This window comes from Undibacterium sp. Xuan67W, from assembly GCF_049340165.1.
Classification (GTDB): Bacteria; Pseudomonadota; Gammaproteobacteria; order Burkholderiales; family Burkholderiaceae_D; genus Undibacterium.
Map to the genome: position 1 here is coordinate 144974 of NZ_JBMPPN010000005.1, position 26480 is coordinate 171453.

Sequence of the window (26480 nt, forward strand, 5' to 3'; positions counted from 1 at the left end):
TCAAGCGATCAAACAAAACCCAGATTACGTGAACTTGCATTAAAATTTTTGAGATTGGGCAGCAAGGACAATAAATCTGTATCGGAGGCTCCCAGCCATTTCCCCAGCGTCGCAGCATATTGATCAACCGATGTCGTAGGAAGTAAGCGCCCCTGCCCCACATCATCTGGCCCATCACTAGCGACAGCGGGTGGTATACCGTAAAAGCGCTTGCCATTGACCGCGCCACCGAGCATAAAGTGCATGCTGCCCCATCCGTGATCTGAGCCGTCATTATTTCCACTCAAGGTACGGCCAAAATCAGATGCGGTAAAACTGGTGACGTTATTAGAAACACCCAGCTCAACCGTTGCACTATAAAACGCGGACAAAGCATCGGCGACGCTTTTTAATAATCCTGGATGCGTATCCAGTAATCCATCATGGTTATCAAAGCCTCCCATAGATACAAAAAATACCTGCCGCTTGGCGCCTAATGCGCTAGCGCTGGAGATCATTCTGACGACCATTTTTAACTGATCCCCTAAATTGTTATTCGCAGGAAAAACCGTATTGATTGCTGGCGCGCCAGCTAACGCAGAGGTCAAGGTATTATTTGCATCCATGGATCGCCGAGTAACACGGTTATATTCGTTTTCAAATAAATTCGCGCTAGTCTGACTCATCAATGTCTGCAACGCACTTGAGCATGCGGCAGAACCAAACAGCGGCTTAGTGGAGGCCGCTAATGGCACAGATCCTGTCGTCGATACCTGATACTGGACTGCGGTATTCCCCGACAAATACACTGCATTGCCGGAGACGTTCACGCAGGTAAAAGTGGAATTGCCATTACCGGACTGAAACAAGTCGCCCATCCTGCCGCCCCAGCCTGACACCGCACCTTCAGGAGCGGACGATTGCCAGACCGATTGCTGGTCGTTATGCGAAAAAAGTTTTGGCGGTAATGGCACAGTTTTATTTGTGTATTGTAATTTGCTGGTCGGCTGTATCAGCGTACCGACATTCAGCAACACGCCCATTTTGCCAGCATCAAAAATCGGTAGCAACGGAGCCAGCTCTGGCGCTAGCGCATATTGCCTGCTAAATCCGGCATTATCTACAGGAGCAAGCGAAGGTGTCAGTATGGTCGATGACAGGCTATCCCGGCTATAAGCCAATGTCGGACGCAGTTGCTGGTAAGCCGCGTAGTTACTGGAATCGTACGGCACCAAAGTATTACCGTAGTCATTCCCGCCATACAGAAATACGCACACAATCGCCTTATAGTCGTTCGCAGTAGCGGCCGATGCCTCAGCCATGGCCGCCAGATTCAGCGCCCATGGTGTAGCGACGCCAGCCAAAGAAAGTGCCGATGCTTTTCTCAGAAATGCCCGACGTGAAGCATCCATCTTATTCATATTATCCATGATGCTTCCTTATTTTTGAACGATAAATTCTGGAGCTGCCATGACCATCGTCAGGGCAGAGTAAATACGGTTATTACGTGCGGCTAGCGTACCGCCCGGCATACTATTGATCGCATTACGTATCAGGTTATATGTCGTGCTATTAAGCTGACCAGCAAGCAAAATCAGGTTCAATTCATCGACTAAGGACTGAGCATTATCTGCCAGCGGTAGTAAGGTGGTATAGTCGGCAGTGACATCGCCGATACCAACGCTCACAACACGCTGCATAAAATTAACATAACCGATCACCGTCGATTCATTGGTAATCTGAAACTCTGGCGCAACCAATGAAGCATTGGCGATCACCGTATTTGGTGGAACATAACCGGGGCGAAAAAAATTAAATACCGAAGGTGAGCGCAGAGGACTTTGTCCAAGGCGGGTAGCGGGATCAGAGGTATCGCCGATACGCCACACACCACTCGGTGAATTCGCATTGAACGCTCTGGCCCAGGCGGTCAGTCTCAGAATAGGTTCGCGCAATTTACCAAAAGCAGGATCACTGATCTTTGCATCATCACGTGCTTCACTATCAAGCAAGATTGCCTTGATAACTGCCGTCAAATTACCCTTAACTCCATTGCCATCATTATTAAAAACACTGGCGACTCTTTGTAGATAGGCCGGACTTGGATTGCTGCACACTAAGCGCTGTATCAATTGCCGGCTAATAAACGGTGCGACATTGGAATGTGCAAAAATACCATCCAAGGCGAGCTTCAAACTATCAATACCATTCGTTCCGGCGGGAATAGTCATGCCAAGAAAAGTCTTAGCACCGAGTTCGTGCCGGCTTGGCACCTGAACCATAGGCCGACGCAAAAAATCCGGTGTCGTCAATTTCAAACTGTCGATGCTGAAATCCCATCCGGTAAATACTCTTGCGAGCCCGGTTATGTCTGCGAGAGTGTACGATTCAATGGTAGCGCCGTTATTTAGCTTGTTACTGCCATCCAGATTCAATTGCAATAAGCCAATGCTAAATAACTGCATTACCTCGCGTGCGTAATTTTCGTCAGGCAAAGCACCCGTAACCGGATTGTATTTAACGTTGCCGCGAAAGGTCAGGTATTGCCCCATCGGAGCGCTAGTAGATATTTGCTGGAGCAAGGTCCGGTAATTGCCAAAAGCATTAGTCTCCAATAAATCAAGATAAGTCGCCGCCGAAAATGCTTTCCATCCGCCGCCAATCAAGCCATCAATCGCAGCAACAGTGATTTCAGATAAGGCAAAGGTGATGCGCTGCCGCAAGGTGTCGGGTGAGGCAATTAATTTGAACCAGGCGACTGAATCAAATCCTGCTTGCGAGTTGCGGAAAGTGTCTGCGTTATAGCCATTTGCTACGAGCCAGTCAAACCGGCTGGTGGACGCGGGTAAAGCGAATTGCTCATTTAGCCATCCCTCAAAACCTAACTGCTGCACCCGGCTAATTTGCGCTCTGGTAGCACCCATCGATGCCTGCGCCAAAAATCTGGCCGCCTGTGCCGACGAGATGCTGGCAGGTGATGGCAACCTTTGAGAACTAGCCACAGGAGGTGAAGACATTGCCTGGTCCGCGCTAACAGGATTAGCGGCATTAGAAGTGACACCACCAGAGCCGCCGCATCCGCTCAACACCAGTGCAGACAGCACACCGCTGGCAACACCTGCGCCCGATAAACGTGATATCACCTGCCCCTCAGTATTGGTGACATTAGTGGTGTTAGTGAGATCAATGAAGTCGTCTGATTTGGCTAAACTGATCGAATCTGGTCTATCTGCTAAGCTCGTAGTCTCTGACATGGCTGTCTCCGTTGCGATGGGCGATCATTTAAAAAATGTCCGTTTTTTCTGTGTTTTACATCTCATTCTCACATGTTGAAACAATAGATAAGTCGACGCAGGATTCCTATCCGCAGTTTGTAAGTAGATGTCACGCAGCCTGATTTAGGATCAATGTGATCGCCACTAGGTGTTCCATCAGAATTTGTTCTGCGTTCTGTCCGGAAATTTTCAAATTCTTACCCGAACGATCGTCAAGCCTGCTTACCGAAGTCTCTATTTGTTACAAATTAGTGAGAGCCAATTGTGAGTAATTTTGGTCCGAGGCGAGCGTTGTATTTGTCTGTAATATCGAATTACTAAGCAACGCCAGCAAAGAATGGCAAACTAGCTCAGAATAGCTGTCGATTCATCAACGATGCCAAGGTCTGCTATAGCGGCACTGTAGTGCTAACTTGTTGCGCACATTTATAGCGATTACTTATAGCAGTCACCTCAGCACGATTCCCAAACGCCCATCAAATGGAGAAGCAAGTCATGACCTCTCTCACTATCAACAACAAAGTACACACGCTAGACACCGATCCGAACACACCTGTTCTATGGGCATTACGTGATTCATTAGGTTTGACCGGCACCAAGTTTGGCTGCGGCCAGGCCTTATGTGGTGCCTGTACTGTTCATGTGAACGGGCAAGCAACCCGCTCGTGCGTCACACCAATTTCAGCTGTAGCCGGACAAAAAATTACGACCATTGAAGCAATGTCGGGCGACAAAGTTGGCAAAGTCGTACAAGACGCGTGGATCAAGCACGATGTAGCGCAATGCGGCTACTGTCAAAGCGGACAGATCATGAGTGCCACAGCCTTGTTGAAGTCGAATAAAAAACCGAGTGATGCTGATATTGATTCAGCAATGGCAGGCAATATCTGTCGTTGCGGGACCTATATCCGTATCCGCGCTGCGATCCATGATGCAGCCAGCCACCTTGCCTGAACCAGGAGACGATCATGCATTTTGATACCCGCAATGAATTACCAAAACAATTGCAAGCCATGCTGAGCAAAGAATCCGGTGCCAGCAATTCGATCAGTTCACAGGCGGATCTGCCACGTCGCCGTTTTTTGAAAGTAGCCTCACTCAGCGGCTTTGCACTTGGCGTCTATCCTCTGATCGGTGCAGCACAAACCAGTGCGGACGGATCTGGCGCTAAAGCAAGCGAACTCAAAGTAACCGAGCAACCGGCAGCATTTGTCCGGATTGATAAAGACGGTACAACAACAATCACGATCAACCGGCTCGATTTTGGACAAGGTGTACAAACTGGTTTGCCTCTGATCCTTGCAGAAGAACTCGATGCCGACTGGAGTAAAGTCAAGAGTGTGCACGGCGACAGCAATCCAGCCTATGTTGATCCTGTGTTTGGCATCCATCTGACCGGTGGCTCCAGTTCTATCAAACACTCGTACACCCAGTACCGCGAACTCGGTGCCCGCATGCGCTCAATGCTGGTCGCTGCAGCGGCGAAACAATGGAATGTGGACCCTGTCAGCTTAAAAACACAAAACGGCATAGTGATTGGTCCTGGCGGCAAGAAATTGACTTATGGTGAACTGGCAGAAGCTGCCATGAGCCTGCCAGTGCCAGAAAAAATCAGCCTCAAAGATCCAAAAAATTTCCGCCTGATAGGCAAGCCTGTAGGCCGGCTTGATGCCAAAGCAAAATCCACAGGAATGCAACAATACGGCATTGATACCCACCTGCCTGGTATGCTGACGGCCGTTGTTGCACGCCCTCCCGTGTTCGGCGGCAAAATCGCCAGTGTCGACGACACAGCGGCAAAAGCAATTCGCGGAGTGAAAGCGGTTATCCGTATCCCGGTTGATCGCGGTGGCGAAGGGATTGCCGTGATTGCCGACGGTTACTGGCCGGCAAAACAAGGCCGTGATGCGTTGAAAATCCAGTGGGATAATGCCGCCATCGACAAAGCCGACAGTGCCCAGTTATTAGCCAGCTACAAAGAGCTGTCCAGACAAACTGGCAAATTGAAATACAACGACGACATCTCAAAACTGGCGGCAGCACCACTCAAAATTGATGCCGAATTTGTCTTTCCGTTTTTAGCCCACACGCCAATGGAACCCTTGAACTGTACCGTAGCATTCACGGGCGACAAGGCAGAACTATGGGTCGGTACGCAAATGCCAGGCCTAGACGGTTTTGCTGCCTCAAAAACACTGGGTATTCCCCCGCAAAACGTCAAGGTTAATACCCAGATGGCTGGTGGTGGTTTTGGTCGCCGGGCCGTACCGACCAGCGACTTTGTTGTTGAGGCATGTACCGTCGCCAAAGCGGCAAAAACAGCAGGTCTCAACGCAGCGGTACGCACATTGTGGAGCCGTGAGGACGACGTAAAAGGTGGCTACTATCGCCCTATGCACGTACACCGTGCCCAGATTGGTTTCGACGCGAAAGGCCAGATTGCAGGCTGGGATCATGTGGTCGTCGGGCAATCGATTCTGGCTGGTACACCGTTCGAAGCAATGATGGTCAAAGATGGAATCGACGCCACCGCATTGGAAGGAATGAGAGAGCCGTATGAAATTCCTATGCGTCTGTCAGTTCATCATCCCAAAATCAACGTCCCAGTATTATGGTGGCGCAGCGTTGGCTCCACCCATACAGCATTCGTGATGGAGACTCTACTCGATGAGATCGCCACTGCCACCAAGCAAGATCCGGTCGCCTATCGTCTGAACCTGATAGGTAACAAGCATCCGCGTCATAAAGCGGCTTTGGAACTGGCTGTCGCGCAATCTGGCTATGGCAAAAAAACACTGGCGAAAGGTCATGCATGGGGTGTCGCGGTTCATGAGTCTTTTGAATCGGTAGTCGCGTATGTTGTCGAGGCATCGGTCAAAGATGGTACGCCGACGCTGCATACTGTAACAGCCGGCATCCATTGCAATCTGGCAGTCAATCCTAAGAGCATCGAAGCACAAGTTCAGGGCGGCGCACTCATGGGTTTATCGATGTGCATGCCAGGTGCGGCGATCACATTGAAAGACGGCGTAGTGGAGCAGAGTAATTTCGGTGACTTTGTCGTGCCACGCATTACCGAGATGCCCAAAGTCAGCGTTCATATCGTACCAAGCGCGGATGCGCCAACTGGTATGGGCGAACCAGGCGTACCGGCACTGGCACCGGCTTTTGCGAATGCCATCGCTAAGATCACTGGCAAACGCTTACGGGAATTGCCGTTTAAACTGGTTTAATCTGGGCTTACTTTTAGTGGAGATAGTTAACTGCAGTTAGCTATAACAAGCCAACTTGAAACTGGCTCGAATAAAAATGGGGCGGCAGTTGCCGCCCCATTTCACGTTTACAGCACTGCTTTAAATTTATTGCATATCCACAAAAAAATCCCGCCCGATACAAAGTACAGAGCGGAATTCTGCAAAAATGCGCTTACATTAACAAAGCACGTCTTTAGTATGTCACAACCAGGGATACACCACTAATCGTCGTATAAGCATTTAGCAGCAAGTAGTACGTACCTGCTGCCGGCGTGCTGACTGTGATGGTCTCTACGGTCGTCGCACCATCCGATTTTTGGGTGTAAGACGATGTCGTCGGTGCGGAACCCAGCTTTTCGTAAATATCAGCATCACCGGTACCGCCGGTAGTTTTGAATGTGACGCTGGTTTTACCTGCCGGAACAACGATTGTATAGACTTTGCTAGCACCGGCGGCGAGTGAAATACCTGTTACCGGCACTCCATTCGTCAATACATTCGATGGCGTTCCTGTCGTGTAGTTTGCGACAATCTGAACACCACTTGATGCCGCATAACCATTCAGCAATACATAGTAAGTACCTGCTGTTGGACTGGTTAAGGAAACGCTTTCAGTCGTAGAAGAACCATCTGATTTTTGCAAATAAGTCGTTGTTGTCGGTGCCGAATTTAACTGCACATACAAATCAACGTCACCTGTGCCGCCAGACGTCTTAAAGGTAGCGTTGGTAGACCCAGAAGGTACGACGAATGAGTAAGACTTCTGCTGACCTGATGTGAAGGAAAGTCCCGTTACTGGTACGCCGTTAGACAAGACTGTGGTCGTTGGCGGCACCACGACACCACAACCTCCGTGAACACCGACTGTGTTAAATGCCGTAGTGACATCAGCCACGGTATAGCCGCGATTTGCCGCTGCCTTCTCTACACCGCAAGCGCCTTGATCGAAGGTGCTATTTGCAGTCCAGTACAGGCGGTTTGCATCCGCCATAACTTCAAATGCTTTACGGGTATTCCAGCCCGAAGTTGTTGCCAGCAAGTAGAAGGCTTTGTTGAACACACCGCTGGTGTAATGCACATCGAGGCTGCTGGTGTAGTTCGCTGCATTATCGATAGAACCGCCATCCAGCGGTGGATTGTACATATAACGCAAGGCGCCACTGGCTTTGAAAATATCAACACCAACTTTAAAATCGTTAGTGCCTTTGACATAGTACTTGACTGCTTCACCGGCCATATCCGAGAACGCTTCGTTCATACCACCGGACATGCCAGAGTAAGTCAGATTCGAGTTCTGTTCTGTGAAGCCGTGGCTGACTTCGTGACCTGTCACGTCAAGCGATGTCAACGGGTAGAAGGTTGAGGCACCGTCACCGAAGTTCATCGAGCTACCATCCCAAAAGGCATTTTCATAAGCGGAACCGTAATGCACTTTCATGACCAGTTTTTGACTGATCGGGCGTACGCCCAGATAAGTCTGGTACATGTTGAAGACTTGATTACCGAAGTAATGCGCGTCATTCATAGGAGAATAGCCGCCGTTTACAGTTTTGACAGTATTGCGCGGGCAGGTAAAGCTGTGCAACGTGCCAGACCCGGACGTCGCGTTGTTCATGTTGTAGGTATCAACATTCGTGCTGCTCAACTTGCAGGTAGAGCCGCTGACCAACACGTCTAAATAACCATAACCAGCTGTGGTGCCGTATTCGTATTGTCCTGTTTTTGCGTTACCACCAGGACCTGTGCCGCTCAGAGTGTGAGTCAGGCCTTCCCATTTTTGTAAAACTGCACCGGTATTAGCGTCAATCACGTAGTGCGGCCGGCTAGGCTTGGCAGGATTGGAGGTATCCAGGAAAGACACTACGTAAATCAATTTAGCAACGTTATTTGCACCGAGTTGCACATGCAATTTTGCCTGCTCATTGTCCGTGGAATTAACACGAGACTGCGTCTTTGCCAGAGCCAGTGCTTGCGACGCTGAATACAAAGGATTGGCGCTAGGCAGATCGTTCGTCACATTCCTTAGCATCGCACCAGATAGCGTTGGCTGCGTAGCACCAGGCATCACATGCTCAACGATTGCCTCACCCCAGACAGGTACGCCCTGGTGAAACTGCTGGTAGCGTGTTACCACTTTACCGTTAGCATAAGTCTGGCTGCGAACTGCTTGCAATTCACTGGCAGATAGCCCAAGTAAATCTCTTGTCGCTACTGTGCCGCTTAAAGACTTGGCAGCTGAGAGCGTTGCGGCAGACGCTACGTATTTATCCAACTCAATACGTTCAGCAGCCATCGTATTGCAGGCACCTGCAACCAATACCGCCAACAATGTTGGGCGTAATATTTGTGTCAACTTCAAAGCTTGTTCCATATACTCTCCATTTTCAAATTGCCACAGGGATTGTGTCCCTGTGAGTATTAGTGAACGCGGTTAGCGTTGATATAAGTCAATCTAAAAAAACCAAGTGGATCAGAGTAAGGGCATTTGATCTGTATCCCAGCAAATACACTGAAAATTCACGCTGAACCAAGTCCAATTCTCCAGCCGATTCAACTCGCTATTGCCCAATAGCTGACACGCAGTTAATCAGACATTAAAAGGCTTGGAAATGCAGTCGTTGTAATTTTGCGATGTGAAAAATATTACATTTACGTCACCACAATAGAAAATTCTGATCCCATTACTATTTGCCACAATTACCACAATTAGTTATCAGTCTGGAAATATAAAAAAATGCCATTATGCTTATTTTTATAAACTAAGTTTTTACAAAAAGACAATGAACTATTTTAATATTGTGTACGATTGTCAAGATTTGACAATCAGGCTTTTTTACTCTGTCTGAATTACTATCAGCCACTCAATCCATGGACAAAACAATGGCATCGCTGAATTTCAAACTCGCAGATTCTCATGCGCACAGAAAAGAAACTCTGAGCATTAATAATGAATACATGACTTGGGTCGTAGCTGGAATTGAAGCCTCATTCGGCATACCGGTCGCAGACCTGCTCGGCATGTCCGTTCCTGAATATGGCGAAAGTGTGATCGATAAAGTATGCGGCGATACGCCACCGCGCGGTGCTTTCTATCTGGTGGAACTGGATGATGAATTGGCTGGCATGGTCGGCTTGCGCTACCTTAGCGCTGGTATCGCTGAAATTAAACGTTTATACATCCGCCCAGATTTTCGCGGCAAACACCTCGGAAAAGCTTTTTTATGCAGAATACTCAACGATGCTAAAGCATTCGGATATCAACGTGTCGTTCTTGATACCGCCCCTTTCATGCTATCCGCTCAGCATCTCTACAAAGCCATAGGATTTAATGACTGTGCCCCCTACGTAGGAACCGAAGTAGCGAGGTCCTTGCAGAACAACTGGCATTTTATGGAGATGGATTTGAACAAAATAACACTGAATCAAACCAGATCCGAGCAGTAACAAGAAGCTTATATTCATCCCCTCATTGTCGCTGCCTCACGTTTGATTGCATAATACTTCACCAATAAAAGTGTCGACAGGTGAGAGCTGGCGCAGATTTGGATAACAAAGACGACCGTCCTGGAATTCGGATGCCAAGATCTACATTCAAGAACCGGAGTTCTGCCAGTCGTCCATCAAATTGAAACAAAACCCTTACCGCCAAGCAGATACCAAGCTTTGCATGACCTCGCCGTAATTAAAACTCAAATGAACTCCGGACGCCAAATAATAGGCTAAGCAACTGATTATTAAAGTATTTTCAATAAAATCGACGAATCGGTCTTGAAATAGGCGTCCCTCGCCCATATAATTAGCACTCGTTGAGAGAGAGTGCTAACAACACTTCCCTCACTTAATAATTTGCGTGTAGCCATACTTGGTTTGCGACTTATGTCGCAGCCAAATTGCAAATAGAGCTACACATTATTTTGTAAAACCATTGCTATTCGTAGCTAATCAAAAGGAGTTTGTATGAACCTTCGTCCCCTGCACGATCGCATTATCGTCAAGCGTCTGGATCAAGAAACAAAAACTGCATCCGGTATCGTATTGCCTGACGCAGCTGCTGAAAAACCAGATCAAGGTGAAGTACTCGCTGTTGGTAACGGCAAAGTGCTGGAAAACGGCTCTGTACGCGCATTAGAAGTCAAAGTAGGCGACCGCGTCCTGTTTGGCAAATACTCTGGTCAAGCAGTCAAAGTTGACGGTAACGAAGTTCTGGTGATGCGTGAAGAAGACATCTTCGCGATCGTACAGAAGTAATCCCTACCCGCATCACAATCCCACTCAAGATTCTGGAGATTTAACATGGCAGCTAAACAAGTAATTTTCGGCGATGACGCACGCGCCAAGATCGTAAATGGCGTGAATATTCTCGCTAACGCAGTTAAAGTAACGTTAGGCCCTAAAGGTCGTAACGTAGTGTTGGAACGCTCTTTCGGCGCACCTACAGTCACTAAAGACGGTGTCTCAGTTGCTAAAGAAATCGAACTGAAAGACAAGCTGGAAAACATGGGCGCGCAGCTCGTAAAAGAAGTCGCTTCCCGCACTTCTGACAATGCTGGTGACGGCACAACGACAGCAACCGTTCTGGCGCAAGCCATTGTTCGCGAAGGTTTCAAATATGTAGCAGCTGGTTTCAACCCAACTGACCTGAAACGCGGTATCGACAAAGCAGTTACAGCCATTGTTGCTGAAATCAAAACTCTGTCCAAGCCAACAACAACCAACAAAGAAATCGCTCAAGTTGGTTCCATCTCTGCTAACTCCGATGCAAACATTGGCGACATCATTGCAAAAGCAATGGATAAAGTCGGCAAAGAAGGCGTGATCACTGTTGAAGACGGCAAATCCCTGGACAACGAACTCGACATCGTTGAAGGTATGCAGTTTGACCGTGGCTACCTGTCACCTTACTTCATCAACAATCCAGAAAAACAATCCGTTATCCTGGAAAACCCGTTCATCCTGTTGTTCGACAAAAAAATCTCGAACATCCGTGACCTGCTGCCAGTATTGGAACAAGTTGCAAAATCCGGTCGCCCACTGCTGATCATCGCTGAAGATGTAGACGGCGAAGCACTGGCAACTCTGGTTGTGAACAACATCCGTGGCATCCTGAAAACTGCAGCTGTTAAGGCTCCAGGCTTCGGTGACCGTCGCAAAGCCATGCTGGAAGACATCGCTATCCTGACCGGTGGTCAAGTGATTGCTGAAGAAGTTGGTCTGACACTGGAAAAAGCTACTCTGGCTGATCTGGGCCAAGCTAAACGTATCGAAATCGGTAAAGAAAACACGACCGTTATCGATGGCGCTGGCCAGGCTGTAGGTATCGAAGCACGCGTTAAACAAATCCGCGCGCAAATCGAAGAAGCAACTTCTGACTACGACCGTGAAAAACTGCAAGAACGCGTTGCCAAACTGGCAGGTGGTGTTGCTGTGATCAAGGTTGGTGCTGCAACTGAAGTTGAAATGAAAGAGAAAAAAGCACGCGTTGAAGATGCTCTGCATGCTACTCGTGCTGCGGTTGAAGAAGGCGTTGTTCCTGGCGGTGGCGTTGCTCTGTTGCGCGCACGTGAAGCAGCTGGCGTGATCAAAGGCGACAATGCGGATCAAGAAGCTGGTATCAAGTTAGTATTGAAAGCTATCGAAGCACCATTGCGTGAGATCGTTGCTAATGCCGGTGGCGAACCAAGCGTAGTGGTCAATGCGATCATCAACGGCAAAGGTAATTTCGGTTTCAATGCTGCCAACGATACATATGGCGACATGATCGAAATGGGTATTCTGGATCCAGCCAAAGTAACACGCTCTGCTTTGCAGAACGCAGCGTCTGTTGCTGGCCTGATCTTGACAACTGATGCTTTGGTTGCAGAACTGCCAGAAGACAAACCAGCCGGTGGCATGGGCGGTCATGACATGGGCGGTATGGGTGGAATGGGCGGCATGATGTAATTCCGCAAGGACTTACACGCTGAACACGCACGAAGATTGACACTGATTTAGTGCTGACTTATAGCTAAATCAGTTGCCAAGAAAAGCCTCACAATTCTGTTGTGAGGCTTTTTCGTTTTTAAGTTTTGATTTAAGTTTTGATTTAAGTTCCGATTTTAGAATCAACTACACCTCAATTTAATTATCTGATGCTGCAAAAGCAGTGACATCAATCCTTCAATATTTGACAGCCCAGCCGTTCGCGACAAGTCTATTGGATTGTTCACACATCGTCGTATTCATAGAGTAAGATTCTCAACGCAAATATTTCTGTTTCCTGAGAATCTATTGATCTGCGCTCGCGTATTGGCGGAGTCAGCTAAATCTACACATTAAGCTCTATTTCAACGCTCACATCCAAAAGCAACTATGAAATCTACTCTGATGCGCTGGTCCGTTATCGGCTACCTCCTCTTCTCTGCTTTTTTAATCGTAATGGCCTGGCGTACGCAAAGTGAAACGACGATTGCTATCGTCGCAAGTTCGGTGTTGATGTTTGCGATGTGCTGGGCTAACGCAACGCATTTATTGGGGGCGAAAACTGCGCTGAAATTCATGCTGATCGCAGTCAGTTTTGGCTGGTTTGCCGAACAAATGGGATCGTCACGCGGCTGGTTTTTTGGCAGTTATGTTTACACCGATGTGCTCGGATGGCGACTGGGCGATGTGCCGGCAGTGATCCCGCTGATGTGGTTTGCACTGACCTATTCCTGTTATGTGATCAGCAATCTGATTGTATGGCGGACAGCAGTCGACACAAAATCAAGCTACAGCAATATCCTGTTTATGTCGTTTCTTGCGGCAATGCTGGTTACCGCATTTGATCTCGGCGCAGACCCTTACATGGTGTACAAGCTTAAAGCCTGGATCATGACAAAAACCGATGGCTGGTGGTTTGGCGAAACGATTCAGGGGTTTTTTGGCTGGGTCTTTGTTTCACTCATGATTTTATTGACCTTCCGTTTATCCACGCAGGATCTTCGATTACGGGCCGGGAGTACCTATGGGAAGCGCGATGCATTGCTGCCTATGGGCTTGTATGCCAGCGCGATGGTATTCCAATTACTGGTCGGCTATCCAGTCGAAATCCGTAGCATGACAGTGTTTGTGATGGGCATTCCTCTGCTCTGCGCCTGGGCAGGCTGGCGGCAGTGGAATAATAATGAAACATATGTGGTTCCAGTCAGCAAAATCAGTGAAGCGCAACTTGATCAATCGCAGTACCAGGCCGATCCTTTGGCAGATACCACCATTGCCGACATCGTCGGACCATGGGCATCACCGTCTGCCAGCAGCATGGCACACCTCGCTAGCCACGCAATGCAATGGCGAAAAATTGGTATCGTGAATCAGCAGTTTGATCAGTGGCAAACCAATGCCAGTATTCAGCACTGGGCACCGGCAGATAGCAGCACCCCGGCAGAAATTACTCAGGCATTGCAAACCTACCTGGCTAACGGTCAAGCTTTGCCAGCCTGGGTAGATCTTGCCAAAATCCGTCGTGCCGAAACGTTGTTTATCGATTACGGCATGCTGTCATGCACTCTGCTGTTTTGTTCAAGCCTGCCGGAATGCTATGTGATCCCCGATTTGTCCGCCGTCTTACACGTCGCCGGACAACTGGAAAAACATACCGAATACAGAATACGTTCAACGGCCGCGATGATTTTTCCCGTCATGATGAAAGGCGGACTCACCAGCCCCGATGGTAGTGGCATCGCGCAAATTCTCAAAGTCCGTCTGATTCACGCGACGATCCGTAATCTGATTTTGCATGGCAAACCCGAAGATGTCGTATCAGCTTTGGGTAACAGACAAAACGATAAAGATGCTGGCATCATCCCACCGCTGGCTGCGAATGCATTACCAGAAACCTCGAACAATATGTACCAGGCGCTGTTTGCACACGGCTGGAAATTAGGCGAGGACGGCTTGCCATGCAATCAAGAAGAGCTCGCCTATACCTTGCTGACCTTCGGTTATGTGTTCTTACGCAGCCTGCGTCGTCTTGGTCTAGGTTTATCGCAAGACGACGAAATTGCTTACTTGCATAGCTGGAACGTGGTCGGCCATATCCTCGGAATACAACGTGAATTAATGGCTGACGATATGGAGCAAGCAGAAGCCATGTTCGCGCAAATGCAAACCCGCGGACGCGCAGATCCAATTTCGCCGGACCCACGTCCAGGTCTGGGTGTCGCACTGATGGCAACGATGGAATCTGTCATTCCCTTCCGTCTGATCAAAGCTTTTCCGGTTTTGATGACCCGCTACCTGTGCGGCTCCGCCACTGCGCAAGATCTGGGAATTGATCAGCGCGTGGGCTTATTGCCAAAAACTGCCTTCAGCCTGTTTATGCTCGTCACGGCAGCCATTGACGGCGTGGTACGTCTGGTGCTGCCGGAATTTTCTATCTCCCGCTTCATTACCCGGGTACTCGGTACGCAATTTATGAGCGACATCCTGATGGACCAGACGCGTCCGCTCAAATTGCCGGAACATCTTTTATCCAATGTGAATACGATGATGTCTGGCTGGTCCTCCGATCCAAAAGCTCCCGGCTGGATGAATTCTCTGGAAACCAAAATAGCCGAAGTGATCGAAAAAAAATCTATTCCCGATGAAAATTTATCGAGGATAAAAAACTAATGCGGCAACAAACGATTGAAATAATAAATTTGCATTATCTTCTGGACAATTTTCACGAAATACTCATAACTTCGTCCAAAATGACGCTTGACAGAAAAACCTCGGCGCTACGATACTACATCCTTCGTTTTGTGCTAAAACGCACATACATAGCACGCTCGCTTCCATTCTTACAGGTATAGCATCCCAACTTGCAACTCATGAGAAGCCGACAAAATAATGACACTCATTTTTTGATAAAAATCGCCACATCCTTTATTGGCAGTTTTTTCATGCCTGCGTATTTCATTGCCTTTTTAATGGCATGCTCACCAACCACAAATATCTTTGCCGCAGAACCAACGACGCTGGTTCCGGCGGGGGCGACACAAAAAACACTTGTACTACGTGATATCAATCCCACGATTGACGCCTGGTCCGCAGTCAATATGATGTCCGATCCCAAAGGCACGCTTAGTCTGGAGCAGGTCATTGCCAGTCAGTCACAATTTGCCCAGCCTAAAACATCCGCAAATACGCTAGGACTGCGCAAAGATGTTGTGTGGATCCGTATACCGCTTGCCGTCTCATCAGCCAGCGACGGTCTTTGGGTGCTGGATATTGACTACGCTGTTTTAAATAATATCGATGTATACCTGACTCAGAACAATCAGCAAGTACAACATAGCTTGCTCGGGAACATGCAGGCATATTCCAAACGACCGATCACTAGCCGCTCTCACGCACTGGGGTTAAAACTCAAGCCCAATACTGATTACACACTCTACCTTCGGGTAAAAACTGTCGGTGCAATGATTGTACCGATCAGTCTAAGCAAGCCTTCGAGTTTTCATTCACGTGCGCTGAATGAGCAAATGCTGCAAGGATTGATGACAGGTCTTGCTTTATGTCTACTCATTTACAGCATTGCACAATGGTTCAGTTTGGGAGAACATCTATTCCTGAAATATGCCATCCTGCTGACGGGAAGCCTGATGTTTTCTCTGCTGCAGTTTGGTGTCGGCGCTCAGTACGTATGGACTGACAACGTCTGGATGGAGTTACACGCTGGCGGTCTGTCAGCACTAATTGCGGCATGCGGCTCCTTCCTATTTATAGAACAAGCACTGGCAGGACGTGATCGCAATCGTTACTTCGGAGTCATGATGAAAGGCGGCGCTTGTTTGACGATGATCTTCGCAGGGCTGTATTCGTTCGATATGATAGATATCCATATCGTAACCGCCATCATAAGTACGCTTGGTATGACCCCAGCTCTGATGGGCATGCCGGGCGCTATTGCCAGAGCTCGGCGCGGCGATACGGTAGGCGGCTACTTCCTCAGCGCGTGGGTCGTGTATTTTGTGACTACCGCTATTTTGATTGGAGTTATCAAGGGCAGTATCCCGGCGAATTTCTGGACCTTACATTCATTCCAGTTCGGTGCCACATTTGACATGCTGGTATTTATGCGCGTCCTTGGTCTGCGTACCAAGGCGATGCACACCGAAGCACAAATTGCAACGCGCGAACGGGATACCTTACATTCGATGGCGCACACGGATCCCCTAACCGGATTGCCTAACCGCCGAGGTCTCAACACCACACTGACCAATCTGCTACCGCATGCCTCACCCGAAAATATACTTGCCGTATATATGCTCGATCTTGACGGATTCAAACAGGTCAACGATCAATACGGACATGATATCGGCGATGAATTACTGGTCGCCGTGGCACAGCGTTTGCAGGCCAATCTACGTAGTGTTGACCTCGTCTCGCGCTTGGGTGGCGATGAATTTGTTGTGATGTCGATGGGAGTCAATAACGTGCAGCAAGCACATGATCTCGGCAAGAAACTGCTTGATGCCTTCAGTGCGCCATTCAAATTACGGGAGCAAATTTGCAGTGTCGGCCTCACCATCGGTTACGCATTAGCGCCGCAAGACGGACATGATGCAATCAGCCTGCTAAAGCGCGCAGATGCTGCCATGTACTCAGGTAAACAAAGCGGCAAGCATTGCCTGCGCCGCGGGGAAGCGTCCGAAGGTTTGACCTGATAACAACGGACATGACACGCAGACCTGCGTAACATTGTCTATACCATCAGAACGAATGGCACTCTCAAAAACGAATCCGCTTATTCCATGCGGCCTTCAGCCCGAAAAGGCTCCGAAAGGCACATCAATCAAGGTGCTGATGTTTTTTAAAACTCTTTTACACGTTCCTTTTGATACATCGTCTGAATCGCCTCTTGCTGCGCAATAAACTGCTCAAAGGCTGTCAACAGAATCACATATCTTTGCTCACTTTCATGCGATTTCTCTAGCTGCATCAAGGCGTAACACGTCGCCTCTAAGGTGGACAACTGATCAGGTTTGTGCGCTTTGCGAATCCGATACTGCGATTCTCCAGTATCACGTAAAGTCACACGCGGCAGAGTCTGTAGCAAACGATTTTGATAGAGCATCTTGCGACTTTTTCGCCAGGTCCCATCGAGTACGATTAAGCGCAATAATCGAGGCTGCGCCAGTATTGCCGGATCCAACAAAGGCGCTGTCTCCATTCCTGATGACGCTTCTTGCGGCGTCTCTGGGTACAGCAACACATTATGCCGGTCACCCGCTTGCAAAATTGTAAGAAGCCAGTTCTCATCAAACACCTCACCTATATACAACTGACTCTCCTCCAGACACAGATGCAGCAAACGGGCGCTTCCTTTAGCATGCTGCACCTCCAATGGGTGCTGCAATACAACGACCTCTACCTCGCTGCTGATGCAGGTAACCCATGGGCAAATGCATGCAGATTGCGGGCGCAAGCATCGTTCGCAACCAGGTCGTCTGGTCATCACGGGTGGAGCTGCTGTCTGGTTCTTCATGATTCAAATTCATCCGTCATAATGTTTTACATTTTCTGCGATCCCGACGCCAGCCGGGCGCGATATTATCCGCTGATTGATTATTTATTTTGCCGTTTATGATGCTCACTCGAATTCGCTCCTTCATTTATCTGATTCTGATACCGCTCTTTGTAAGTTGTGGTGGCGGTTCCGGTGGTGCTGCCACCAGTAGTGCAGCCACCAACACCAGCACAAGTACAGCGACAGGAACGAACACCGGTACCGTAGTTGTGCCAGACACGCCACCAGCTGCTTTTGAAAAACGTGCCGCCTGGCTGGCCGCTCGCTGGGGCAGATCGTCACGGTTGCTGCTAGGCCTGGGTTCTGTTGATTTGGCGTCAATGCAAAAACAAACGCTTAAACCTGACATCTACGACATGTACCTGACCGGTGTCGGCGCCGGTGCCTGGCCAACCTGGAATAGCCCGTCTGGCGCCTACATTCAAGTCGTTGCCAAAAACGCCGACACCATCGGCGCCGTACCCATGTTCACCCTGTATCAGATGGCGGCTAACGGTGATGGCAATTTGAGCGGACTCAGCAATGCCAGCTTTATGAACCAATACTGGGCAAACGTACGCCTGCTGTTTCAACAAATCAAAACCTACGGCAAACCCACTCTGGTGAATCTGGAGCCTGATTTCTGGGGTTACGCGCAGCGCGCTTCGACTAACAATGATCCGTCAACTGTCTTCGCCTATGTGAATACCGATACTGATTGCAGCACTCTCGCCAACAATGTCAGCGGAGTAGCAAGCTGCCTGCTACAAATTGCGCGTAAATACGCACCAAATGCGTACGTCGGTTTTCCACCTGCCTTGTTTGGCGATATTCAATCCTCGCATCTGAGCTTCATGCAACAGTTCGGCGCAGGCAAAGCTGATTTTATCGTTATGCAGACGCTAGACAGGGATACTGGATGCTTTGAAAGCAAGCCACAACCCAGCTATTGTGTACGAGACGGGAGCAACTGGTACTGGGATGAAACAAACCAGACCTCACCCAATTTTTCCGAACATTTTGTAATCGCAAAAAGTTTTTATCAAGGCCTGCAACTACCGATTCTGTGGTGGCAAACCCCATTAGGTGTCGCAGCGACACAAGCAGGATCATCGGGTGCATGGCGTGATAATCGTGTTCGTTATTTTCTGACGCATGCGAATGAATTGGTTGCCGCAGGCGGTTTGGGTGTCGTTTTCAGCGCCGGAGAAAGTCATCAGACAACGATCAATACGGATGGAGGTCAATACAAGACTTTATCTGAACGTTACATGTCTGCGCCAGCGGTATTGCCCTAGTCCGGATTTCCATCTCGCCTTATTTATCGGCAAACATAACAACTGATTCCGATGCATTCCAACTCATTCTTTTTGCAATAAATTTTTCAGGGCAGGTTTTAATAGCGGATAGCAGAACACGAAACCCGCCTTGTTCAAGGCCTGTGGCATCACCCGCTGCCCTCCTAATAACAAGACGGCCATCTCTCCCATCGCCATCTTCAATAAACCAGCAGGTGCAACTAACCATGCCGGCCGGTGCAACACACTGGCTAAAGTTTGCGTGAACTCCTCATTCCTTACTGCGCCAGGTGCGGTCATGTTGACTACACCGTTCACAGTAGTTTGCTCTAACGCGAACAATAATGCTGCGACATAATCATCGATGTGTATCCAGCTCATCCATTGCTGACCATCGCCAAGACGAGTCCCCAGGCCAAATTTAAAAGGCAGCAGCATTTTATGCAACATGCCGCCAGTTGCATCGAAAACCAGTCCGGTGCGCAATATCACTGTGCGAATACCGAGGTCATTTGCCTTGACTGCCTGCTGCTCCCACTGCGCACATAAACGCGCCCCAAAATCCAGTCCGGCGACCCCGCTTTCGTCATTCAATCGATCGCCAGTATCACCGTACCAGCCAATCGCTGAGCCGCTCAAAAAAACGCCAGGCTTACTAGTCGCAGCCGCCATGCGGGCGACCAGATGTCGTGTCAATGCGACCCGACTATTGAGTAAAATTTGTTGTCGTTTTGCAGTCCAGCGCGCATCAACAATCGGTTCACCGGCGAGATTCACTACGGCATCAAATTGTACTTCCGGAGTCCACTCGCTGAGCGATGTCATCGCTCGTACACCCGGCCCGCATATAACGCCGACCGTTGCAGGCCGCCGGCTAAAGACGGTGATCTCATGCCCCTTTGCCAGCAGTGCACGACACAAAACTCGCCCGATCAAACCCGTACCACCTGTGATGAGAATCCGCATATTCTTTGCCTGTTAGAATGATTGAAATGATTGAAACGACCGTACTGACTGATACCAAATCGGTAAAGCAAAGTACGATGCAATTGATCGTAATAGATATTCCTCATCTTGCCACAACCAGATTTTCCCGACATGCCTATCGACCCCGCCCTACTGCAAACACATCGTCCAGAATTCCAACATTATTTTGGCGACACACTAGAATTCATTGCATTTCTTGCGATAGCACCCCGTATAAAAATCACGGGACGTATCAGTTTATCTGTCGCTGAGCTGGCAGCAAGCCAGCAACATGCACTACGACTAGCCACAATCAATAGACCGGATGATCCGCATCTGATTGTCACTTCTACATTGAGCAATACAAGCTGCTTAGAGGTAGAGGAAATCAATTTCTCAGGAATTTGCAGCCTGCGAGATCAAGCGCAACAACCGGCCATCTTGAGTGCAAGCGCCCTACTGGTATGTGAAGAAACGCAGGAACTCATTCTGCATCGTCGCTCTGAAAGTGTGGTCACTCATCCGAATCACTGGCATGTCATTGGCGGTGCAATGCATCCGCAACTCGACCTTGATCAAGGACAATTGAGTCTCTTCAAAACCATACAAAGAGAAGTGCAGGAAGAAACCGGCTTGATGATCGAGTTCGACAATATTCCGGCTCTGTCACTGGTCAGAGAAAGTAGTAATGGCTTCATACAATGCGCGGCCATCGGCATTGAAATCAGCGCTAAAACACTCGATGATATCCAGGACAACTGGGAAGGTCATACAGTGCGTATTCCGTTCACAGACCTAGCTACATGCCTGCGAGAACCGCTGTGGGTTCCTAGCGGAAAAGCCCATGTACTTACCTGGCTGGCATTACGGGCAATGCAAACACTAGATGACAGGCAATTTCAAGAAAAGAACAGGCGATTCAATGCAGGAGAATTACTGGCAGAGGTTTTACGTGACTGACGTTTTTTTCAGTAGTGCTAACGTCTGAAAAAAACTCAACGCATCTCTTCAAGAATTTTTAAAGTCTCATCAAAATTCCAGACACGGCGAATCTCTATGACATCATATTTCAGGGCGATATTCGGCGGGAATGCGGCATAACGTGCATTGACCCTGACGATACGGCGCACCGCCTCATCCAGATCAGCCCGGCCACTGGAACGGTTGATCACGACATCCTCAACGCTGCCGTCACTACGAATTATCACCGTCACGACCGGATCGCCACGCGCTTTGTCTTTTGCCACTTGTGAATAATTCAAATTGCCATTGCGCTCAATTTTTTGACGCCAGCTCTCTACATACATCCGTACCGGAAATTCTTTATCCTCGCTACCCAGGAAACTGCGACGACGTGATTTACTCATATCCTCTGTGGATCGCGGCACAGGTGGATTGCCGCGCAACAAGTCGAGACCGCGTGCCTGATCCAGAGCACGGCTAGCCAGATCGCTGCTGAGTAAATTTTTGGGTAAGACGATTCCCTTATCTGCACCCTTGTCATTACCGGCGCCAGCAAGACTATCACCACTGCGATCACCACTCCGGTCACTAGCATTATTTCCAAGCGGCGCTAAGGTTCTCGGTTCAAATTTCGCTTGTCCGGAGCTTGCCTGAGCTGCCAGGGTCGCTTGTGCTACCTGTGCGGCTTGAGCAACACGTTCTCGTTCTTTTTGCGCTAATGCTTCGGCTAGCTGACGCGCCTGCTCTTCTGCCTTTTGTCGCACGGCGAGTTCCTCTGCCTGCTTCTCAAGTTTTTGACGTAGGGCTAATTCTTCTGCCTGCTTTTCCATTTGTTTTTCGAGCTGCTTTTGACGCGCTATTGCAATGGCTTGTTGCTGAGCGAGTTCCTCAGCCTGTTTGCGTAGCTGTAAGTCAAGTGCTTGCTTTTGCTTGCTATCTTCGTCCTGACGACGTACCAGATCCAGACGCATGGCCTCTTGCTGCTGACGCTTTAATTCGTCCTGACGTAACTGTTGCGCCAGCTCAATACGCTTACTCTGCTCTTCTAGCTGTTGCTGTTGCTTTTGCAAAGCTAGCGCAGCAGCCTGCTCCGCCAATTTTTCATTTTGTTTACGTGTTACTTCTTCGGACAACTGGCGGTTGTCTTCTTCAAGTTTTTTTGTTGCGAATTTTTGTTGCTGTTGCTGTACTTGCGTCTCAGCTAACTGGCGCATTTCCTCTTTGAGTTTTTTTTGCTGGACAATTTCTTGCTGAATCATCTCCGCCTGTTTTTTCTCATCCGCCAATTTAGCCAGCTTAGCCGCCTCCGCCGCTTGCTGTAAGGATGGATCAGGAGCCTCGGGCAGATCTGCAAGTTTGACTGGCTCAGGCTGCTTCTCGGGTTTTGGTTTCAATTCTGACTTCGGTGTGCTTTTTCTATCTGGCTCTTCCGGACTTGGCAATGGAACTACGAAGCTATCGTCCCTCATCTCATTCTGAGCAATGATGCGTGGTGGATTCTCGGGCAAATCTTCAGGTGTAGACGGTGTCGCGCTTGTGCTCGGCGTGGGTGGAGTCAGTGGCACCGGTAGTCTGGCTATTTTTTTGATGGCTGTTTTATTTTTCACCGTAATCAACTTCGTCGGCACAGGAACAGGCTTGGGAATCGCCGGTGCGACAAGTTGTATTGACGACACTGGCAGCGGCGTGACCAGCGCTTGCTGTGAGCTTGATGGTAACGGCGGAACGGGCACATCAGTCGCAGGCAAAGATTGCTGTGGCGGTGATGCTGGACTCTGCGCTTCCGGCAAGGCATTCGCAATTTGTATGCTTAAAGGAGGCGTTGGAGCACGCCGCTTTTCCCAGGGCATTTCTATGCCGGGTAGCCCCAGACCAGGAATACCAAACTGCAAAGACAACACGAAGGCGTGGATCAATAGCGATACCAGCACGCCTATCAGCAGGCGCTTGGTTACTGGATCAGGCATTGATGATTCGCGTTGTCGTGGTCCGAAATTCATGCAAGGAGATGGTTCTTTTTCGTAATTCAGCGTGCATTATCGCATGGCAATTTTTATGTGCGCTACCCAATCTGTCAATCTGCCGTAAGCCCGCAGAATTGCCCTATTTGAGAGGATCAAACTTTTAGCGACAGGCAGGCTAAGGTTGTTGTCGTACTCACTATGCTCAATTCAGCATGTTTAGCATGGAATTTCATCAAGACACCCGCAAAACAATATCGTATGCTGATCGCATGAAAAAAATATCTATTATTGACTCCCATACCGGCGGCGAACCTACTCGCTTGATTATTGATGGCGGACCGGACCTCGGTGCCGGCTCGTTGGCCGAGCGACTGGTGCGCTTCCGCACAGAATTCGATCACTATCGCTCTGCCACGGTGTGTGAGCCGCGTGGCTCCGATGTCATTGTCGGAGCCTTGGCCTGCGCACCCCACGATAGCTCATCTACGGCGGGTGTGATTTTTTTCAATAATGTAGGCTATCTCGGCATGTGTGGTCACGGCATGATCGGCTTTGTCGCGAGCCTGGCCTATCAACATAAAATCAATATTGGTCAGCATTGTATTGATACTCCAGTCGGGACCGTGCAAGTTGAGCTACATGCAGACCATAGCGTGACCGTACATAACGTAGCTGCCCGACGCTACCGCCATGCAGTGACGCTTGAAGTCGACGGAATAGGTACAGTCACCGGTGATATTGCCTGGGGTGGCAACTGGTTCTTTTTAATCGCCACACATGGACTGAGGTTGGACCGGTCGGATATTGATATCCTCACCGATTATTGCTGGCGAGTCCGGCAAGCGCTTGAGGCACAAGGTATTACTGGCGAAAACGATGCTGTCATCGATCATATCGAACTGTTTGCAGCACCGGACTCATCGCAAAACCATAGCAAGAATTTTGTTCTATGTCCCGGCAAAGCCTATGACCGCTCGCCTTGTGGCACAGGCACCAGCGCAAAACTGGCCTGTCTGGCAGCTGATGGCAAATTGGCGGAAGGTGAGATCTGGAGGCAGGAGAGCATCATCGGCAGTGTCTTTGAGGCCTCATATAAACGGGTACCGGACAACTCTCAGGTAAATAGTATTCTGCCTAGCATACGCGGTCGCGCTTATGTGAATGCCGAAGCGAGCTTAATTCCGGATGAAAACGATCCGTTCATCTGGGGAATTCGCTAAAGAAAAATTCCCTGACATCGTCAAAAAATATCCGAGCAATATACAGGGTTGAGCCGTGCGGCGGAGGTAGTTTAAGCGCGACTCAATACAACATCGCGGTAATCGCTCGGCGTCATCCCGACCGTAGATTTGAACATCCTGGAGAACGCACTATGATCCTGATAACCGCATGCGACGGAAATATCGGTAATGGTCTTTGTCGGATCAGCCAGCATCGATGACGCTGCATCGAGCCGGATCTTGACTATCATCTGGCGCGGTGTCAGAGCAAATATTTTATAAAAATACCGTTCTATCTGAGCCACGGACAAGCCTGTCAGTTGCGCCAGATCTGCCATCTGGATATTCTGAAAATAATGGCTATGCAAGTGTCTTACCGCAGCGGCGATCTGATGATAGATCGGATGCCGCTGATCTGGCATCGCCAGGTCGCGCGAGATTCCGGTCAAGCCAATGATGACATTATTCACATCGCGCAAAGGTAACTTCTTGGTCAGACACCAGCCAGGATCCATATTCGGGTACAGATGCAGTTCTAGCTGATCACTCAGCGCTGTGTCGCCACTCAAAACCAGTTGATCTTGTTCATCGTAATTCACTGACAAAGAAGCTGGAAAAATTTCTGCGGCGGTTCTGCCAATTAATGCTGATTTTTCTCTTTCGCCGACCCGGTTTACCAAAGTCTGGTTCACCACCACATAACGCCCTGCTATGTCTTTTACGAAAAAAACGACATCCGGCATCGCATCAAATAAAGCTTCAGCAAAAAAAACGTCGGCAATTTCATTCGCAATCTGATGTCGCTTGGAATTAACGTCGGCGCTGGAGGTGATGGGCATGGAATCAATGAGCATGGATGGTGGCCGGGAGCATTATTGAAAGAATAATTAATATTATTCATTTTACATGGAACAACAACAACAAGATAAATATTCAACAATATTTTAAAAACGATGCAACACTTTACGTATACTGTTAATATATTTAAAGTATATTAACATATTAAATGAACTCTTACCTTGCTCTAAAATTTCCATTCAATCACTGGCATCATCAACTATCAAGGAAACAGCATGAACAACGGCAAATGGCACGGCGTCTTCCCAGCAGTCACCACAAAATTTAAAGCCAATGAGGATCTTGATCATGCAGAGATGGAAAAGCATTACGACTTCCAGATTGAAAGCGGCGTACATGGCTTAGTGACTTGCGGCTCTCTGGGAGAAGCCAGCACCCTGTCGTTTGATGAAAAACTAGAGGTTGCTCAGATCGCTTTGCAGGTTTCCAACAAACGAGTGCCGGTGCTGGTCAACGTCTCTGAAACCCGCACCGCCAATGCGGTACGCTTTGTCCAGCGCGCAGCAGAGATGGGGGTGCAGGGCTTTATGGTCATGCCATCAGTGCTATATGCCGCCGATGCGCGCGAGGCCAAAGACAATCTGCGCACCATTGCCAAAGCAGCCCAACTGCCGATCATGGTGTACAACAATCCCGTGACCTACAAAGTCGACCTGACGCCCGAGGACTTTCAGGATCTCGCCGATTGCGAATGGCTGGTGGCGATCAAAGAATCTACTGACAATATCCGACGCATCACGGATCTGCGCAATGCCGTCGGCAATCGCTATCAATTATTCATGGGAGTCGATGACCTTTCATTTGAAGGATTGGCCGTTGGTGCAGACGGTTTGCTGGCAGGTCTGGTCGTAGCATTCCCCAGAGAAACGGTCGCGCTCTATCAATTGATGCAGGCAAAACGCTATGACGAAGCGCTGAGGCTCTATCAGTGGTTTATGCCTCTGCTGCATCTGGATGTGTCGACCAAGCTCGTCCAGAATCTGAAACTGGTCGAAACACTCGCTGGTGTCGGCAATGAAAATGTCCGCCTGCCACGCCAGCCGCTAGTCGGCGCAGAACGTGAACGGGTAAGCGCAATCGTGCGCAAAGCACTAAATACACGCCCCGACGTCTCGGCCTATCTTTAAGCTAAGCGTAAAGCCAAGTTGGATTCGCAGATCACCACCGCGATCTCGGCATCGTTTGCAACACTAA

18 protein-coding genes are annotated in these 26480 nt (G+C 49.0%); 11 read left to right on the top strand and 7 right to left on the bottom strand.

Translation table 11 applies throughout. The annotated features are described in order from the left end of the window. Positions 1-8: 8 nt before the first annotated feature. Together ACO0LE_RS06570 and ACO0LE_RS06575 are read right to left on the bottom strand one after the other, a co-directional pair. Complete coding sequence (locus tag ACO0LE_RS06570) at positions 9-1409, bottom strand: DUF1501 domain-containing protein (protein WP_422959617.1); 1401 nt, start codon at positions 1407-1409, stop codon at positions 9-11. A 9-nt stretch (positions 1410-1418) separates the two neighbouring features. Then, on the bottom strand, positions 1419-3233 hold the full coding sequence (locus ACO0LE_RS06575) for a DUF1800 domain-containing protein (RefSeq protein ID WP_422959618.1): 1815 nt from the start codon (positions 3231-3233) through the stop codon (positions 1419-1421). A gap of 516 nt (positions 3234-3749) precedes the next feature. Between ACO0LE_RS06575 and ACO0LE_RS06580 the strand changes: the two genes are divergently transcribed. Then, positions 3750-4208, top strand: coding sequence for a (2Fe-2S)-binding protein (locus tag ACO0LE_RS06580; RefSeq protein ID WP_422959619.1), 459 nt, complete (start codon positions 3750-3752; stop codon positions 4206-4208). A 14-nt stretch (positions 4209-4222) separates the two neighbouring features. Continuing rightward, positions 4223-6487, top strand: coding sequence for a molybdopterin cofactor-binding domain-containing protein (locus ACO0LE_RS06585; RefSeq protein ID WP_422959620.1), 2265 nt, complete (start codon positions 4223-4225; stop codon positions 6485-6487). 214 nt (positions 6488-6701) lie between these two features. Here ACO0LE_RS06585 and ACO0LE_RS06590 read toward each other — a convergent pair whose 3' ends face one another. Then, on the bottom strand, positions 6702-8879 hold the full coding sequence (locus ACO0LE_RS06590; protein WP_422959621.1) for a M4 family metallopeptidase: 2178 nt from the start codon (positions 8877-8879) through the stop codon (positions 6702-6704). A 497-nt stretch (positions 8880-9376) separates the two neighbouring features. Here ACO0LE_RS06590 and ACO0LE_RS06595 point away from each other — a divergent pair, with 497 nt between their 5' ends. The 5 genes from ACO0LE_RS06595 (at position 9377) to ACO0LE_RS06615 (ending at position 17175) form a co-directional block, all read left to right on the top strand. Further along, positions 9377-9952, top strand: coding sequence for a GNAT family N-acetyltransferase (locus tag ACO0LE_RS06595; RefSeq protein ID WP_422959622.1), 576 nt, complete (start codon positions 9377-9379; stop codon positions 9950-9952). A 513-nt stretch (positions 9953-10465) separates the two neighbouring features. Beyond that, positions 10466-10756 (top strand): co-chaperone GroES, encoded by a 291-nt coding sequence (groES, locus tag ACO0LE_RS06600; RefSeq protein WP_186916759.1) that lies wholly within the window; start codon positions 10466-10468, stop codon positions 10754-10756. A 45-nt stretch (positions 10757-10801) separates the two neighbouring features. Further along, positions 10802-12448 carry a chaperonin GroEL gene (gene groL / locus ACO0LE_RS06605; protein WP_422957998.1) on the top strand — a complete coding sequence of 549 codons (1647 nt, stop codon included), beginning with the start codon at positions 10802-10804 and terminating at the stop codon, positions 12446-12448. 408 nt (positions 12449-12856) lie between these two features. Further along, positions 12857-15136 (top strand): carotenoid biosynthesis protein, encoded by a 2280-nt coding sequence (locus ACO0LE_RS06610; RefSeq protein ID WP_422959623.1) that lies wholly within the window; start codon positions 12857-12859, stop codon positions 15134-15136. 272 nt (positions 15137-15408) lie between these two features. Beyond that, a complete protein-coding gene (locus tag ACO0LE_RS06615; RefSeq protein WP_422959624.1) occupies positions 15409-17175 on the top strand; it encodes a diguanylate cyclase domain-containing protein in 1767 nt (588 codons plus the stop codon). 146 nt (positions 17176-17321) lie between these two features. Here the strand turns inward: ACO0LE_RS06615 and ACO0LE_RS06620 are convergent, their stop codons facing one another. Beyond that, on the bottom strand, positions 17322-17996 hold the full coding sequence (locus ACO0LE_RS06620; RefSeq protein ID WP_422959625.1) for a tRNA-uridine aminocarboxypropyltransferase: 675 nt from the start codon (positions 17994-17996) through the stop codon (positions 17322-17324). Between the two features lie 98 nt (positions 17997-18094). On the opposite strand from ACO0LE_RS06620, the gene ACO0LE_RS06625 reads away from it, so the two are divergent. After that, a complete protein-coding gene (locus ACO0LE_RS06625; RefSeq protein WP_422959626.1) occupies positions 18095-19315 on the top strand; it encodes a hypothetical protein in 1221 nt (406 codons plus the stop codon). 63 nt (positions 19316-19378) lie between these two features. Here the strand turns inward: ACO0LE_RS06625 and ACO0LE_RS06630 are convergent, their stop codons facing one another. Next, positions 19379-20281, bottom strand: a complete 903-nt coding sequence (locus ACO0LE_RS06630; RefSeq protein ID WP_422959627.1) for a TIGR01777 family oxidoreductase — start codon at positions 20279-20281, stop codon at positions 19379-19381. A gap of 132 nt (positions 20282-20413) precedes the next feature. Here ACO0LE_RS06630 and ACO0LE_RS06635 point away from each other — a divergent pair, with 132 nt between their 5' ends. Beyond that, on the top strand, positions 20414-21241 hold the full coding sequence (locus tag ACO0LE_RS06635) for an NUDIX domain-containing protein (RefSeq protein WP_422959628.1): 828 nt from the start codon (positions 20414-20416) through the stop codon (positions 21239-21241). 35 nt (positions 21242-21276) lie between these two features. Here ACO0LE_RS06635 and ACO0LE_RS06640 read toward each other — a convergent pair whose 3' ends face one another. After that, positions 21277-23211, bottom strand: a complete 1935-nt coding sequence (locus ACO0LE_RS06640) for a TonB family protein (protein ID WP_422959629.1) — start codon at positions 23209-23211, stop codon at positions 21277-21279. Positions 23212-23477: 266 nt separating this feature from the next. Between ACO0LE_RS06640 and ACO0LE_RS06645 the strand changes: the two genes are divergently transcribed. Next, complete coding sequence (locus tag ACO0LE_RS06645) at positions 23478-24428, top strand: proline racemase family protein (RefSeq protein ID WP_422959630.1); 951 nt, start codon at positions 23478-23480, stop codon at positions 24426-24428. A gap of 71 nt (positions 24429-24499) precedes the next feature. On the opposite strand, the gene ACO0LE_RS06650 is transcribed toward ACO0LE_RS06645, so the two are convergent. After that, positions 24500-25282: a helix-turn-helix domain-containing protein gene (locus tag ACO0LE_RS06650; RefSeq protein ID WP_422959631.1), complete on the bottom strand. Its 783-nt coding sequence runs from the start codon at positions 25280-25282 to the stop codon at positions 24500-24502. Positions 25283-25501: 219 nt separating this feature from the next. On the opposite strand from ACO0LE_RS06650, the gene ACO0LE_RS06655 reads away from it, so the two are divergent. Further along, positions 25502-26413 carry a dihydrodipicolinate synthase family protein gene (locus tag ACO0LE_RS06655; RefSeq protein ID WP_422959632.1) on the top strand — a complete coding sequence of 304 codons (912 nt, stop codon included), beginning with the start codon at positions 25502-25504 and terminating at the stop codon, positions 26411-26413. Positions 26414-26480: the final 67 nt, after the last annotated feature.